Source organism: Shewanella indica, from assembly GCF_033842865.1.
Lineage (GTDB): Bacteria > Pseudomonadota > Gammaproteobacteria > Enterobacterales > Shewanellaceae > Shewanella > Shewanella indica.
On the sequence record NZ_JAWXXR010000001.1, the window covers coordinates 4530789 to 4544433 of the forward strand.

Sequence of the window (13645 nt, forward strand, 5' to 3'; positions counted from 1 at the left end):
TTTTTTAGCGGCTAAAGTCACGGCTCAGCCCGAGGTCGTACCACGGCCTTCATGACACGCCCCATTTCGTCTTGGGTGGCCTCGATACGTCCCAGCAGCGCCAGAATGGTAGCCTCCCCGAAGTGGGCGGTTCGCACGTCATCGGTCAGCCAGAGTTTCAGCAGGCCTCCCAGTCGGCCAAGGTCGCCATTGATGCGGGCCAGCTCGCGGACGTGCTCGTAGTCGGTGATGCCCTTGATCTCGTAGCCCTGGCCGACCTCGCGCAAGTACCGTGCAACGCTGAGGCCTGCTTGCCGCGCATGACGCTCGATCTCTTCTTTCTCTTCCGGCAGGCAGTACACCTTTATTGGTGGACTGTTCTTCCGAGTCACTGTTGTTTGTTTTCCCATCGTTCAATCTCTGATTCTGCCGGCGGTAGCCGGCTGGCCTCGCAGAGCAGGATTCCCGTTGAGCACCGCAGGTGCGAATAAGGACAGCGAAGAAGGAACACCCGTTTACGGGTGGGCCTACTTCGCCCATCCTGCCCGCCTTTCAGCGGTGTAACTCCAAAGGAAAGTTTACACCTAAAGACGTGTATACAAAAAGGAAAAGTAGCGTATATATCGAAACATGGGCTAGAATGCGGGGAAACCGCGTGATATACAGAGCTTACCGCTTATATTCCAAGCGTTATACTTGTGCTTTACACAGTAAATACACGCAAAATGCACAATATGGACTAACAGCGATGAGCAAGCGATACACAGAAGAGCTAGCTGAGTGGGCCGAGAAACGAGCCAAGAAAAAGCGTCGGCAAGACGCGGTTGCCGTGGCATTCCTAGCGGTCAAGGCGAATGTGAGTGAGGCAATGGCGGCCGGCTATGCACTAACCACCATCTATGAGCATATGCACGAAACCGGAAGGATTAAGTGCAGCTATGAGACATTCCGCCGGCACGTGCGGAGATACATTAAGGCAGGCTCGGCAGCCCTCCCCTCCACCAACCTGGCGAAGAGAGAGCCGACTGAACAGAAGGCCAAGCCCGCCAAGGCGAAACAGGAGCAGCCCAAGAAGGGCGGCTTTGAATACAATGCAACACCCAACAAAGAGGATTTGATCTAATGGCAAAGGTTCACATGGTTCTACAAGGAAAGGGCGGCGTCGGCAAATCAGTCATAGCGGCCACTCTGGCACAGTATAAGACGGACAAGGGACAGACCCCCCTGTGCATCGATACCGATCCGGTCAATGCCACGTTCGAGGGTTACAAGGCCCTCAACGTGCGCCGGCTGAACATCATGGAAGATGATGAAATAAACAGCCGCAATTTTGATGCCCTGGTCGAACTGATCGCCCCATCAAAGGATGACGTGATCATAGACAACGGCGCCAGCAGCTTCGTACCACTCTCCCACTACTTGATCACCAATGAAGTACCCGCAATCCTGCAAGAAATGGGGCATGAGCTGGTTGTGCATACGGTCATTACCGGCGGCCAGGCCCTTCTGGACACGGTGAGCGGGTTCGCCCAACTGGCGGGGCAATACCCGGAAGAGTGCTTGTTTGTGGCCTGGCTGAACCCCTATTGGGGACCCATCGAGCACGAGGGTAAGGCCTTCGAGCAAATGAAGGCATACACCAACAACAAAGACCGGGTTTCCGCCATCATCCATATCCCCGAACTCAAGAAAGAGACCCACGGCCGGGACTTCGCTGAAATGCTACAAGCCCGCCTGACGTTCGACGAGGCGCTGGCAATGGAATCGCTCACGATCATGACTCGCCAGCGGCTTAAAATCATCCGCAAGCAGCTATTCGGGCAAATGGATAACGCGGCGGTACTGTAATGACCGACAAGATCGAGGAGACCATCAAGGAAATCGCGGCTAAACACGGCATAGCCGTGGGCCGTGATGACCCGATCCTGGTACTGCAGACCATTAACGAAAGGCTGATGCAAGATAGCGCAGCAGCCCAGCAAGAGATTCTGGACCGATTCAAGGAGGAGCTGGAGTCGATTGCGCACCGCTGGGGCGATGATGCCAAGAGTAAGGCTGAGCGAATGCTAAATGCGGCACTCACGGCCAGCAAAGAGGCGATGGCATCAGCGATGAAGGAAGGGGCCACCGCAGCGACAGTGGTCATTCAAAAAGAGATTAAAGATGCTGTCCTTCAGATCCGCCAGCCCATCGGCAGTGTTCGTGCAGCAGCGACTATGAACATAGTCGCTGCTGTAATGACATTGTTGGCTGCTGGAGTGGTGCTATGGGCGGCAGGATAGGATAACTACTTAGGCCGGTTGATGGCCAAGGACTGGCCACGACTGTGCTCCCGCGCCTGTTTTTGTTCTTGCTCCTGCTTGCGCACCACCATTTGATGGCGGCGCAGTGATTCCCTCATCGCATCCCAGTCAGCCGCCAGCTCGGGCCGTTCGGCCCGTAGCTTTCGGGTGGCCAGCTCTTCAATCCTGGGGGAGTGCAGACCCATCCCCTCCTTAACCTCCCTAACAGCATCTAGCCGGCTGTGGAGCGTCTGTATACGCGCACGCTGTCGCGCCTGCAGTGTTTGCCAGGCCCGCTTAGTGCTAGGCCTCGATAACAAGCCAGGCGGGTTAGATCGCGACTGCGCCAGACTGGCTTGCTGTCTGTCTATCAAGCCCTCTAGGCGTTCCTCAATGTGTTCTACCTGCTCATGCTTAGCTTGCACATACAGGGATAAGGCCTCTTGATAGCTCTGCTCAACAGGCGCCGCTTCCAAAAGAGCCTGCTGCTCACGTTCCAGGCCCAGGGCGGAATCAATCAGGTCCGCCCCACCTCTTTCCGTCGTTTGAGCTCTGCCTTCATCCAGGCGCTCGATGCCTGCATGTCGTGCCGCAGAGATTCGATCTCTGATTGCTTCAACAGACGCGGCCGCTTTGAGGTGTCCCGCCTCTCCTTGGGTGAGTGAATCGATGCCATAACCAAATACCTCCGTCCAATACTTATCCATTGCCTTGCCGTGCTTCTTTTCGATAGCGTCCAGCATCGAGGGTTTCACAGCCAGATCCAGTGCACCAGGGTGTGCAGTCATAACAGCGGCGCCAACAGCCTTACCGCCCCGGTTTTCAACATAGCCTCTCAACGATGCCACGGTCCCGCCCATAGTCAGCGTATCATCAACAACCAGGTACTTTTGACCAGGCTTAACTGATCCGTCAAATGTAGGGTTGAACGCCAAGCGATAATCGGCGCTGGAGTCAGTACGCTGAATCTTTTCACGCTGCACGATCCCTGTCTCCACCTCCATGCCTAACCGGTCACTCAGCACCTCCGCCAGCGCCACGGGGATTTTGTTGTTCCCGGCTGTCTCTGCAGCCAGCACAGGGAGCACTCGCACATTCTTGTTCTCTTCTAGTAGAGCTTCTATTTGCTCGATCATTTCATCAGTGACCAAGCGATCCACCATGTCCAGCGCCGCGCCGGCATCGCCCCCCTTGGCTGCCGTGTATTCTGGCTGCTCCTTGAGCTGCCCCAGGTCTCCATTCCGGATCACACGAGGAAACTTACCCCATCGTGAACGCTCCCCTCTTCCCAGACCTTTCATCAAACCTCCCTTTTTTAGCCGCTAAAATTAACGTGATCGGCTGCGCCCCCGTTGCGCCGCCATCGCGGACACTTGGGCCTTCCCTTGCGCATCATAATTAATGGATTTCGCGCTGCCGATAGCAGGTACTATATCGAAATCCTTGGGTGAGTGCATGACAAACTTTTTGCCGAACTGCTGGTAAACTCCACTGCTATCAGCATGGACGATCTGACCGTCATACGACTTGGTTTTATCGGCTTCCTGGGCCATATATAGGTTGTACATACCCGGCTTCAATGCGCCGGCCTTATCAACCTTCTCATTCTTCCATGCTCCTCCCTGCTCTGTTTGAACGATGCGCTGACCGTTCATCACCACAAGACGTTGTTTCATAATTCTCTATTTTCCCGTTATGGGTTGTTAGTCTAATAGACTACATTACCACTGACCCCCTCGACAGCCCACGTCACTTGCGCCGATCAGCCTTACCGTCACCTTTGGGGCCGGCGAGGCCACGCAACAACTCCTGCTGGCTGGCGAGCTGCTGGCGCAAGGCATCGATCTCCCCACGCAGGGCAGCCGCCTCTTCCCGCGCAGTAGACGCAACCATACGTCCCTCGTCGCGCTCCGCCTGGGCCTTAGTCAGACGTTCGGTGGCCCGGTGAGCCTCCTGGGCGGAGATCTTACGCTGTTCCTGGTGAGAATCCCGTTCAGTATCGAGCTTGGCCGACAGGTTGGCCACCTCGGCGGCCAGGCGGTCACGCTCCTGGATCACAGACGCGACCCGGGACCGATCTGCCTCGGCAGCTGCAGCTAGGCGCTCTTGCTCCCGGTGCGCGTGGTCCAACTCGGTGCGCAGATCGGTGGCCCGGCGCTCTATTTCGTCGGCTTTGGCCTCGGCACGCTCGGCACGGGTAAGGGCCTGGACCAGCTCGGTCCGGACAGCGCCGATCTCGTCGGCTGCCCGTTTCGCGGCCTCCTGGGCAGCCTGCTCGACGGCTGCGGCGCGCACCTCCACCTGATCCAGCTCGCGGGCTTGCGTCTCGTAGGCCTCGGCGAGTTCCTGACGCATGGCGTCCAGCTCACCACGCTCCGCCTCCCAACCGGCCTGAGCGGCACGCAGACTCTCGTTCGCCAACTCCTGGGCCTGCTGCCAGAGGGTGGCCACGGCTGCGGCGTTCGCCTGCTGTATGGCCTCCGGGACCTGGATGGCTACAGGGGCGGCCTGGGCGGTCTGCGCCCGGCGCCACTCCTTCATGATGGCGGAGGCGTCGTTCATATTCACCTTGGCAGCGCGGCGCACCTGATCGACAGTAGGGAACCGTTCGCGCTCGACCTCCTGATAGAGCTGATCGGCAACAGCGACGATGCGCTCACGCACGTCAGCGGGGATAGTGGGTTGATTCATACGGGTAATCTCCTGACTCTGATAAGATAATAATAAGAATAATATAATTATTATTATTATGCAACCTTTATTCTATTCGACAGGCAAAAAAAACCCCGCACATTGGCGGGGTCAAGGAGGGGTGTTCTAGTGGAGGGCCTGTTACCCCTCCATGATCGATACCAACTGCACCTGGGTCAGGTCTGCTTCGTACTCGTGGCCATCCAGTTCGTCTTTCAACCAGGCGAAACCATCGGTAGGGGGACGACGATTGAGAATCAAACGCGCCGCCCTGCCGTCATGCGTCACCAGCACGATAGCCTTTTTCAGCTGATCCGGATCAGGGTCTTTTTTCGGCTTCTTCTCTCCTGTGGGCTCTTCTCCCCCTCTTCCTCTTCCTCGGTGTTACCTGGATTGGGGTCCTCGTTTTTCTCTTCATGCTGCCGCTTGTCCTCCAGGTACTCGCGTAGCAGCTTGACCGATCCCCGCGTCAACTCCTGGTCATCATCATCCAGCCACGCGCCGACCTCTTCCGGGTTCTTCTTGTAGGCCTTGACAAGCTCATTAACAACGGTAACGTCATTGGCCCGGCCAGCATTGAACACAACTGCAATGGGTTCCGGCAGATCCAGCAATGTGACGTGCTGAGTGACGAACGCCGGGGACTTGCCGATCTCCTTCGCAATCGCCTGCTTCTTTTTCCCTGTCGCCAGCTCGCGGCCGATGAAATCGGCAATCTCGCGGGCCGTCAGTTCGTTACGTTGCAGGTTCTCGATAACCTGGTCGGCCTCGTTGTAGTCGTTATCAACGAAAGCCGGGATAGTTTCCTTCCCGGCCACCTTCGAGCCGCGATAGCGGCGGGCACCGTGGTTGATGAGGTAGCGGCCCTCCGCCTCGGGATGCTCGCGCACCGAGATCGGCGACTTAACGCCCCGGTCGCGGATCGTCGCGGCCAGCTCGCCCAGGCTCTCCTTTGAGAAACCTGGATTATCTGCATGGCGCGGCTGATTCGGGTCCTCATCGATCAAATCCAGCGGTATCTCAAGTGGACCACCTGAAGAACCCCCGGTCGAAGGATCACCCAACAGACTCGACAGATCGCCGATGCCATCCAGGCCCAAACCCGACATTGCAGGCGATTGCTTTTTAGTAGCTGTCTTGGCACTCATCAAACGATCTCCATTTTTGTAATCACATGGTCAGCCAGTGCGCGAACTTCTTTCGCGGCCTTACGGGCTGCCGTCTTTCTTATCTTCCAAACAGGCACCCCACTCGCCAGCGCATCGGCAATACTGCTACGCAGTCCCACACCGGCAGGTATGAGCAACTGCGGATAGGCCTGCTCCAGGTCGGCCAGATGCCGGCCATGGCGGGGGTTACGTGCATCAACTTTGCTTGGGACCATCCCAAGGAATTTCAGCTTGGGGTTAGCTTTTCGGACATTGGCAATCGTGGTAACCATCTTTTTAATGCCCTGGATGCTGTACGCCTCCAGCTCGATGGGCGATAGCACGTAGTCCGCGGACAGTAGCGCAGCAGCCAGTCCCACGCCCAACGATGGCGCAGTATCGATCAACACCACATCAAAGCCAGCCGCTTCCAATGCCTCGATATTAGCCCGGAAAGCGGCACCAGCCTCGGAAATACTCCGTTTTTCCATATCCGCCATTTGCGGGTCTGATTCGATCAATCGCATCAAACCGCCATCGCCCATATCCCCGAAATGGTCAGCCAGGCCCTCAGCCCCATTAAACATCCTGCTCGCCGTACAACCACTGGCGAAGGCCTGTAGCGTATAGGAGGCGTTCCCTTGCGTATCCAGATCGACTACCGCAACCCTCAAGCCGCGCTCCACGAAATCAAACGCCAGGTGCACCAGCGTTGCCGTTTTTCCAACCCCGCCTTTCTGATTCGCGGTGACCATTGTTTTCATGATTCTGTTCCCTGCTTTTTCTTGGCGTCCTCGCCCCATTTCTTGACGATGAACGCCTTGTGTTCCGGCAGTACGACCGTGACCCGCTCGTACCCTTCCGGCAGATTCTCCGCCGTGTGCGCCAACCAAACCCGCTTCACTGCCTGGGAAACCGCCCCCTTGGTGAGCCCTAGCGCCTTTGCAAACTCCGCCTGCGTTCTGCCCTCGACCAACACACCCCGCGCTATATCGACGGTCTGTTGGCCGATATCCAAGTGTTTTACTGCCGCCTGGAACTGGGCTTCGGTTAGCTGCTTTTTCATACACTGCACCCATAATCACGCCACCCTGATTGTCTAAAAAATAGCGGTGCCAGCCGCCAATAGAATGGATAGTTTAGCTAAACATTGCTTTTTCTGTCAACTTTTTTAGCCGCTAAAACATCATCCGCTGGGTACGAGGCGACCAGATAGGTGAGTAGAGTAAGCACTGAGAAATGCCCCAAAAAGACCCATCCGGCATTCATCTCTGGAGAACTCCAGTAGTAGATCATCCGGAACATCTGGAAGGTCACATCAGCAATAACCACCAACCTCAACAGAGGCCAGAACAGAACCAGCAACAGCCATAGAAAACGCAATATTCCCCTACCAGCACGATAGATCCTACCAGGTCGCTTAGCTGAGTCATCGCTGTTAACAACCGGCCCGGTGCTAACCTCTTCCGTGACTTGAGGCGATTTAGGAAACTGTACGATATTCGACATAACTTGACCCTCCATGAACTTGCGTGTTCAATGCTGATAGCTCTCCCACCCTGGGAAGCATGGTCTTGGTGTGCCAGCGCCAGGCCAGACGCCCCGGTTAATCCGGGGCGTCACCAACCACCCAAACAAACAGATCCCTGCTACCTCAATCAAGCCGAAGGTTGCACTTCATGAGCCAACCAGATCCACGCCGGTTGCGGATCTGCTGAAGATAGGCTTCGTCGTTAGAGGTGTTTTTTACATGCCAGGGATAACAACCATTCCGCCAACACTGAGCCAGCACCGACTTCCACTGGCGCCCCTCATAACCAGCAAAACGACAAAGCGCATCCCATTGCTCGGTGGACAGGGTATCTCCCTGGATGGTTTTCTTCTGTGAGTTCATCGGAAATTCTCCGGTAATTGACCAGGGCGAGAAGCTCGGCCTTCAGATATACAATAGGGCATAATGCCCTATGCTGCATAGTTTAGCTAAACCTCCAGAAAAGAGCAAGGGGAATTTTAGCCGCTAAAATTATTTTCTCCAGATGATACCTAGCCCGGCGTAGTCGCAAAGAAGCGCCCAAGCCGCGTAAGGTATCGCAGAGTCTTCACCGATCCAGCGCCGGACTGTTCTGTCTCCCCTAGCTCCAAGCCCCAGGGCCTTTGCCGCTCTGCTGCCGGTGAAATGCGCCAAACGAAGCGCCTCCCTCACCTCTTCCCCGCTCGGCTGCGTCCAGGTCTCTGCTGGTCGTAAACACTCCAGGCGTATATTTGGTGTATCGGTCATATTCTTTTGCTCTTAGTTTGCTTCGCCATCCGGAAAAGGACGCAGCTGATCGAAGTGGAAACGGTATGTTCTGCACTTCGGATCATAAAATATTTCACGCCTTCCCTTGCGAATTTTATATTCAACCGGGCGATCCATATATGCCCAGACCTGCCTGGAACCAGGATCAACCCGCGTAATTATCACTGGTTTCCCCAATTCCTTAGCAAAACACCGCCGATAGACCTTAACAACTTCACATCGCAATCCGGGCTTAAACATCCCCTTCTTGGCGTACAAATCTGCGGCCTTGGCCGCTAGTCTCTCCTGAGCCTGCGCCGCCCATTTTCTGGCTATAAACGCCCGGTGCTTGGGCAGTATCACATCCACCAGTTCGTGACCTGGTGGCACTGAAATAGTCGCCGGGGATCGGTGCGCCGGCGGGTCCAGGCGCACCAGCCAGGCCGGCAGCAACTCTCTTGCCAGGCGATCCCGATATTCTTCATCAATTGGGTGTTTCTTATCCTTGAGGTAGGCCGCAAATACGGCCGCTGCAGCTTCGTCCACGCATTGCCTCAAGTAAATATCATCGTAGTGACAACGGTAGCCGGTTTCTGAAATAAAAAGCTTATCCAAGTCCACTGCATGGAAAATGAACTCCGTGTGCAGCACACCCATACCGTCGCCAAACTCTACCATGGCACGAATACCCTCCACCTCGATCAAAAAATCTCCTGACTGCCCCCATTTGGGAACCTCACCAGGCACGGCCCGACAATGCCGCTCAACCAGGTGGCCCGGTGCATTCACATCGGCCATACACCCAAAGAAAGTGCCTCCGTTCAGTTTCCAGACGGTCGCCTCGTATCTATCCGCCGCCGCCCTGGCCGCCTCTTGGTCTCCGCCAATGGCCGCCGCATGCAGATCGTCCACGGCTATCATCGCCACATCCAGCAGCGCCGCTTGATCATCTGGCATCGAGGCCGCCAATTCGGCGGCTTGTTTGTCCCGCTCACTCATCCCCTGCCCCTTGGTTTGGCCCCGGCTTGAAACCGGGGCCGCCCCTCATCAGTCAATAGCGCGGAAAATGGCCGGACCTTCGGCATGCTCGGCAGCGAAATCGCGCAGGAAGTAATAGCGGTCGATCAGTAGATCACCCGCGTCAGTCCCTTGCGCATCAGCCGCAAGCTGACACAATGCGAAGAGCGTGGCGACGATCCCGGCAGCGTCAGCCGACAATTCGCCCTCGAACCAGTTGCCGGCGACTGCCACGCGCATAGGGCTTTCCAAAGCCGGCGCCAGGTAAAAGCCGCCATTCGACAGAGTGTAAAAATGCCAATACCCGCCCTTGTAGTCTTCGGAAAGGCGGTCCATCCAGGCATAGACCAAGGCCTCACCGTGCATCATCAGGCGCGGAGTGAAGGAAGTAGGAAGGAAGTCCAGTCGGTTATCTTCAGCAACCAGGGACGCGGAAACAGGGACCTGTTCTTGTATTTCATTCATCGGAAATTCTCCGGTAATTGACCAGGGCGAGAAGCCCGGCCTTCAAGACACATATTAGGGCAAAATGCCCTAATAGTCAAGCACAGTAATTGATTACCTGACACTTGAGGGGGGCAATCACCGCCGATCTTCCCTTGGTGTTAAACCTGGGACTTGATTAAAGCTCTGGAGCTAGGTGGCGGCACTGTACGTGTTGGGGTGCCGTAGTCTGAACGCCATGGGGTGTGCAGAGGGGCGAAGCCCCTTTGTAAGCGTGCAAACTTTAGCTGGCCATGGATGGCCAGCCCAGGCCGCGCTTGCGCGGGGCGAAGCCATGGAAGGCGAAGGGCAGGCGCTTTTGTATGCAGCGAGCGCCGATTTTGATTTTTACCTTATCCACAGATCGGAGGCACTAACTACAGGTTTATTTAAAGGAAGATAGATATAGGGTAAGGTGAGAAAATGTGAGTATTATTAAAGTATATCAATAGCTTAGCGCAGATTATCGGCCTTTGCAGCGGGAGTTCTTCAGCGCACGAGGCGGGAGTTCTTCAGCGCACGGCTTTCAACAATAAAATAACTAACGCATTGATTATACAGTACATTTAACGGCGGGAGTTCTTCAGCGCGGATAACTCTTGATACTCACAGGGTTATTCACAAGAACAGGGGCGGGAGTTCTTCAGCGCACTTGGTCTCAATGCACCGGCCGGGAGTTCTTCAGCGCAGCATCAGAACAGTTCTTTCTGTCGCGGCTGACCCACCGGCTGTATGTGTGTTGGGGAGGGAATCAGCACCAGCCCATTATCTTTCACATCCACCTGTGCTTGAGGATACACAACGGCCACCGCCTTAAGGGCCTTCAAGAAAGCCTTCTTGAAGTCGCGCACCGCCTGGTCGTTTTTGAAGTTGCTGCCGAACTGAAGCATGAGGCTGGCCCAGGGGATCGGACGGGTCCGGCGCTCGGTGTAGCTCATCCGGTAAGTGAGCCATGTGTACACGTCCATGGCGAGCGGAGAACCGCGTAGCGACTTATAGGCCCGCAGATCGATCGGTATCGGTCGGTCGATACACTCCTGGAAGAAATTTTGGCTCAGCCGGACGGTGGATTGCCACGTACCGGCCTCGTCCTGTCCTTGTGGACGCCACAGGGCGCTACTGGGATCATTGTCCCCGTCAAGCGCCCAGTCCTCCCCATCGAGACTGAGGTCATCGGCGATCATCACATTGCGCAACTTGAAACCCTTACGGCCGTTGCCCAGGTCGCCGGTGTACTGAGCGGTGATGAGGGCACCGAAGAGCCGCTTCATCTGCTCGGAGACTCGCGTAGAGGTTCCACGGGAACCGCCGCTGCTGGAGCGCAGCTCCATCACCTCGCGGAGGAATCCGCGCAGGGAGTCCCCTAGCTCGATCACAGGCGACTGACACCGAACGGCCTCTGTGGTCACCCAGGACAGCAGCAGGCGAGGATAGATGCCGTAGGGGATACCACCTTCATAACCGGCGAGGATGCGCAGCCGGAATTCTCCGTTCTTGCGGGTGAAGGCGTCTGTTTTCGGGTCCTTGTAGGGCATGGTGGCCATCACCAACGCCCTGGCCATGAAACCCAGCGCGCCGGCGTGCTTTGCGTCCTCAAGGTCTTGGCCCATGTGCTCATCGATGGCCGCCCGCACCCAGTCCGGCACGGGTTTACGGTAATCAACGGTAAGGATGTCAGATGTCTTGTCGCCCTTGTTGCGATTATTTGCCATATCAAAGTTCCAAGTCGGGCCGATCAACAGAGAGGCAGACACGGCATCCAACGGCCGCCAGCATCTTGATCAATCGATCAACGGTACATTTTTCAACACGCCCGTTAAGCACGTCGCTGAGGCGCGGCCCTGTGGTGCCCAGGCGTTTCGCCATCTCTCGACCGGATAGGCCGCTTTCGTAGTAAAGCCGGGCGATCTCGTTCATTAGTTCGGCGCGTATCCGGAGATTATCGGGCTGCCTAGAGTCTACGGTGTTCATAAGAACCGCACATTATCAAATTCGATAAACATACACAATAGGATTTAAAATAGCGGCATTTGTTCCCGGACTGGTTTCCCACCGATAGCGATAGACGCGGCCACGGACGCCTTAACCTCCGGCTGATCGGCGGGCGCTACAGGCATCGGTAGATCGGCCCGAGAGTAGTTACAATAGGTAGACCAGCCGGAAGGATCGCCCAGAGTATTCCCATGATAAGAGACCAGTTCACCAAGCTGGATCTGGTTAAGGAATAGGGTGGAAAGCATTTGGCAGGGAAACATCCGGGCACAGCGCCTATCAATATCCACGCCAGTGAAGGAAACCAACTTCAGGGCTTCCGGTCCGTGCGTCTCGCAAATGTGGTTTGCAGCAGCCAACATCAGCCCCCCAGCGCCCACAGCCGGATCACAGATACGGGTAAGACGATCAGAGGGCAAGGGACTATTGCCCATATTTAGCCTGGCCAACAGCTGGCAAATCTCGCCTGGCGTGAAAAATTGACCCGTCCCTTTCTGGTGGTATCGGCTGACCAACTCCATGTGGACAGGCCCCAGGATATCCGTAAACGGAGCGGCGGCTATGGCCTCTTTCGCATACAGCCCGGAAAGATTGAACAACACCTCTCGCACCGCGTCAGCGGGGATCTCAGTCAGTTTCAGGCCAAACCCCGCCATTACGTCATCGATCATCAAATCAAACCACTGTTCGGCTCTGAGCCCTTCCTTGCCATGCAAACGAATCAGTTCCTTGGTCAATACGTCCATTGGTTCCCCCTGCTTTTGATGTTTTGGATTTGAGCGCCTGCGCTCCTGACCCACTGGCGAAGTGCGGGGGTAGAGAACGCAAGGGGAGGGGGATCGCCCGGCCTGCACAAGTGAAGCGCAGCGAAACGCGGAAGGTTGGGGAGACCCCTTGCGTGAGCGAGGGGCAGAGCCCCTTATCAGCCCCGGACAGTTGCGAAGCATCTGTTTGGGGCATACAAACAAAAGCCGGCCAATAGTCCCGATAGGGTCTATTGGCTCTTTATTAACCAAGCGGAGCGCGGAGGCATCAGGGATACGGAAGGCTTGTCCCTGAAGCGAAGCGGAGGGGATGGTGCGAAGCGGAACCTGGAGCAGCCCGACCCGCAACGCGGGGGATGCGCAGAACGTGCATAAAAGGTAGAATAAACGGCTAAAGATATACTTCGATATATCGATATAATAACGCGGAAAATTTTAGCCGCTAAAATAAACCGCTCTCAAGCAGAGGCCCAGTGTACGATTTCATTTTCTTCACGAATGTGCTGCGCATCCTAGAAGAGCGCGACATGACCAAGCAAGAGCTGTCGAAACGATCAGGGGTGTCAATCTCGTTCCTCTCTGATCTAACGACCGGCAAGGCAAACCCGAGTCTGAAGGTGATGGAATCCCTAGCGACGGCACTAGGCGTTGCCTTGCCCATGCTGCTGGAGTCTACCGATATGGATAGCAAGACACTGGAAGAACTGGCCGGACACCCGGCCATAAAAAGCCTGCCGGCAGGGTACGAACGAGTTACAGCCGTACTACCCGAGCACAAAGCATTCATCGTCAAAAAATGGGGCGATGAGACCAAAAAAAAGCTAGAGGAAAAAAATAGGAATACCACAGTTTCACGGAACGAACGCCCAAACCCCGCGTTTTAGCCGCTAAAAAAACCTAAATCGATTTGTCTAATTTGGTCTAAAAATTAGGCGATTCCCACTGACAAGAACATACATCGAAAGGGCGCTACCCATTCGATATGCACGAAGTATTGCATCTCGAATAGTT

At 55.7% G+C, this 13645-nt stretch carries 19 protein-coding genes; 4 read left to right on the plus strand and 15 right to left on the minus strand.

The genetic code is table 11. The features are described from left to right. Positions 1-17 precede the first annotated feature (17 nt). On the minus strand, positions 18-389 hold the full coding sequence (gene traJ, locus SIL79_RS20300; protein WP_319619937.1) for a conjugal transfer transcriptional regulator TraJ: 372 nt from the start codon (positions 387-389) through the stop codon (positions 18-20). Between the two features lie 338 nt (positions 390-727). On the opposite strand from traJ, the gene SIL79_RS20305 reads away from it, so the two are divergent. Genes SIL79_RS20305 through SIL79_RS20315 form a run of 3 tightly spaced genes read left to right on the plus strand, consistent with a single transcriptional unit; the run spans position 728 to position 2261 of the window. After that, a complete protein-coding gene (locus SIL79_RS20305) occupies positions 728-1102 on the plus strand; it encodes a TraK family protein (protein ID WP_319619938.1) in 375 nt (124 codons plus the stop codon). Continuing rightward, positions 1102-1827 carry a nucleotide-binding protein gene (locus SIL79_RS20310; RefSeq protein WP_319619939.1) on the plus strand — a complete coding sequence of 242 codons (726 nt, stop codon included), beginning with the start codon at positions 1102-1104 and terminating at the stop codon, positions 1825-1827. Before SIL79_RS20305 ends, SIL79_RS20310 begins: the two co-directional genes overlap by 1 nt. Further along, the gene (locus SIL79_RS20315; RefSeq protein ID WP_319619940.1) at positions 1827-2261 is read left to right on the plus strand and encodes a conjugal transfer protein TraM; all 435 of its coding nucleotides are present in this window, start codon (positions 1827-1829) and stop codon (positions 2259-2261) included. Before SIL79_RS20310 ends, SIL79_RS20315 begins: the two co-directional genes overlap by 1 nt. Before the next feature lie 5 nt (positions 2262-2266). Here the strand turns inward: SIL79_RS20315 and SIL79_RS20320 are convergent, their stop codons facing one another. The 14 genes from SIL79_RS20320 to SIL79_RS20375 form a co-directional block, all read right to left on the minus strand. After that, the gene (locus SIL79_RS20320) at positions 2267-3562 is read right to left on the minus strand and encodes a phosphoribosyltransferase (RefSeq protein ID WP_319619941.1); all 1296 of its coding nucleotides are present in this window, start codon (positions 3560-3562) and stop codon (positions 2267-2269) included. Positions 3563-3589: 27 nt separating this feature from the next. Then, positions 3590-3937, minus strand: a complete 348-nt coding sequence (gene kfrB, locus SIL79_RS20325; protein WP_319619942.1) for an IncP plasmid survival protein KfrB — start codon at positions 3935-3937, stop codon at positions 3590-3592. Positions 3938-4010: 73 nt separating this feature from the next. After that, a complete protein-coding gene (locus tag SIL79_RS20330; RefSeq protein ID WP_319619943.1) occupies positions 4011-4952 on the minus strand; it encodes a DNA-binding protein in 942 nt (313 codons plus the stop codon). 141 nt (positions 4953-5093) lie between these two features. After that, a complete protein-coding gene (locus tag SIL79_RS20735; protein ID WP_452580758.1) occupies positions 5094-5213 on the minus strand; it encodes a transcriptional repressor KorB C-terminal beta-barrel domain-containing protein in 120 nt (39 codons plus the stop codon). 44 nt (positions 5214-5257) lie between these two features. Further along, positions 5258-6100 (minus strand): ParB/RepB/Spo0J family partition protein, encoded by an 843-nt coding sequence (locus tag SIL79_RS20335; RefSeq protein WP_452580760.1) that lies wholly within the window; start codon positions 6098-6100, stop codon positions 5258-5260. Then, positions 6100-6864, minus strand: coding sequence for a ParA family protein (locus SIL79_RS20340; RefSeq protein WP_319619944.1), 765 nt, complete (start codon positions 6862-6864; stop codon positions 6100-6102). The genes SIL79_RS20335 and SIL79_RS20340 overlap by 1 nt, the downstream gene beginning before the upstream one ends. Beyond that, positions 6861-7166: a transcriptional regulator KorA gene (locus SIL79_RS20345; protein WP_319619945.1), complete on the minus strand. Its 306-nt coding sequence runs from the start codon at positions 7164-7166 to the stop codon at positions 6861-6863. Before SIL79_RS20345 ends, SIL79_RS20340 begins: the two co-directional genes overlap by 4 nt. A 77-nt stretch (positions 7167-7243) precedes the next feature. After that, on the minus strand, positions 7244-7609 hold the full coding sequence (gene kleE / locus SIL79_RS20350; protein ID WP_319619946.1) for a KleE stable inheritance protein: 366 nt from the start codon (positions 7607-7609) through the stop codon (positions 7244-7246). Positions 7610-7754: 145 nt separating this feature from the next. Beyond that, a complete protein-coding gene (locus SIL79_RS20355; protein WP_319619947.1) occupies positions 7755-7994 on the minus strand; it encodes a hypothetical protein in 240 nt (79 codons plus the stop codon). Positions 7995-8390: 396 nt separating this feature from the next. After that, a complete protein-coding gene (locus SIL79_RS20360; RefSeq protein ID WP_319619948.1) occupies positions 8391-9377 on the minus strand; it encodes a klcB in 987 nt (328 codons plus the stop codon). A gap of 48 nt (positions 9378-9425) precedes the next feature. Beyond that, on the minus strand, positions 9426-9860 hold the full coding sequence (locus tag SIL79_RS20365) for an antirestriction protein (RefSeq protein WP_319619949.1): 435 nt from the start codon (positions 9858-9860) through the stop codon (positions 9426-9428). Between the two features lie 710 nt (positions 9861-10570). Continuing rightward, the gene (locus SIL79_RS20370; protein ID WP_319619950.1) at positions 10571-11590 is read right to left on the minus strand and encodes a replication protein RepA; all 1020 of its coding nucleotides are present in this window, start codon (positions 11588-11590) and stop codon (positions 10571-10573) included. Position 11591: 1 nt separating this feature from the next. Next, positions 11592-11849, minus strand: coding sequence for a helix-turn-helix domain-containing protein (locus tag SIL79_RS20720; RefSeq protein ID WP_405130423.1), 258 nt, complete (start codon positions 11847-11849; stop codon positions 11592-11594). Positions 11850-11893: 44 nt separating this feature from the next. Beyond that, on the minus strand, positions 11894-12616 hold the full coding sequence (locus SIL79_RS20375) for an N-6 DNA methylase (RefSeq protein ID WP_319619951.1): 723 nt from the start codon (positions 12614-12616) through the stop codon (positions 11894-11896). 491 nt (positions 12617-13107) lie between these two features. On the opposite strand from SIL79_RS20375, the gene SIL79_RS20380 reads away from it, so the two are divergent. Then, positions 13108-13518 carry a transcriptional regulator gene (locus SIL79_RS20380; RefSeq protein WP_319619952.1) on the plus strand — a complete coding sequence of 137 codons (411 nt, stop codon included), beginning with the start codon at positions 13108-13110 and terminating at the stop codon, positions 13516-13518. The last annotated feature ends 127 nt before the right edge of the window (positions 13519-13645 follow it).

Excerpts from the sequence above, each read along its gene's own strand:
- traJ (WP_319619937.1), bottom strand. The coding sequence starts at position 389 with ATGGGAAAACAAACAACAGTGACTCGGAAGAACAGTCCACCAATAAAG.
- SIL79_RS20305 (WP_319619938.1), top strand. The coding sequence starts at position 728 with ATGAGCAAGCGATACACAGAAGAGCTAGCTGAGTGGGCCGAGAAACGA.
- SIL79_RS20310 (WP_319619939.1), top strand. The coding sequence starts at position 1,102 with ATGGCAAAGGTTCACATGGTTCTACAAGGAAAGGGCGGCGTCGGCAAA.
- SIL79_RS20315 (WP_319619940.1), top strand. The coding sequence starts at position 1,827 with ATGACCGACAAGATCGAGGAGACCATCAAGGAAATCGCGGCTAAACAC.
- SIL79_RS20320 (WP_319619941.1), bottom strand. The coding sequence starts at position 3,562 with ATGAAAGGTCTGGGAAGAGGGGAGCGTTCACGATGGGGTAAGTTTCCT.
- kfrB (WP_319619942.1), bottom strand. The coding sequence starts at position 3,937 with ATGAAACAACGTCTTGTGGTGATGAACGGTCAGCGCATCGTTCAAACA.
- SIL79_RS20330 (WP_319619943.1), bottom strand. The coding sequence starts at position 4,952 with ATGAATCAACCCACTATCCCCGCTGACGTGCGTGAGCGCATCGTCGCT.
- SIL79_RS20335 (WP_452580760.1), bottom strand. The coding sequence starts at position 6,100 with ATGAGTGCCAAGACAGCTACTAAAAAGCAATCGCCTGCAATGTCGGGT.
- SIL79_RS20340 (WP_319619944.1), bottom strand. The coding sequence starts at position 6,864 with ATGAAAACAATGGTCACCGCGAATCAGAAAGGCGGGGTTGGAAAAACG.
- SIL79_RS20345 (WP_319619945.1), bottom strand. The coding sequence starts at position 7,166 with ATGAAAAAGCAGCTAACCGAAGCCCAGTTCCAGGCGGCAGTAAAACAC.
- kleE (WP_319619946.1), bottom strand. The coding sequence starts at position 7,609 with ATGTCGAATATCGTACAGTTTCCTAAATCGCCTCAAGTCACGGAAGAG.
- SIL79_RS20355 (WP_319619947.1), bottom strand. The coding sequence starts at position 7,994 with ATGAACTCACAGAAGAAAACCATCCAGGGAGATACCCTGTCCACCGAG.
- SIL79_RS20360 (WP_319619948.1), bottom strand. The coding sequence starts at position 9,377 with ATGAGTGAGCGGGACAAACAAGCCGCCGAATTGGCGGCCTCGATGCCA.
- SIL79_RS20365 (WP_319619949.1), bottom strand. The coding sequence starts at position 9,860 with ATGAATGAAATACAAGAACAGGTCCCTGTTTCCGCGTCCCTGGTTGCT.
- SIL79_RS20370 (WP_319619950.1), bottom strand. The coding sequence starts at position 11,590 with ATGGCAAATAATCGCAACAAGGGCGACAAGACATCTGACATCCTTACC.
- SIL79_RS20720 (WP_405130423.1), bottom strand. The coding sequence starts at position 11,849 with ATGAACACCGTAGACTCTAGGCAGCCCGATAATCTCCGGATACGCGCC.
- SIL79_RS20375 (WP_319619951.1), bottom strand. The coding sequence starts at position 12,616 with ATGGACGTATTGACCAAGGAACTGATTCGTTTGCATGGCAAGGAAGGG.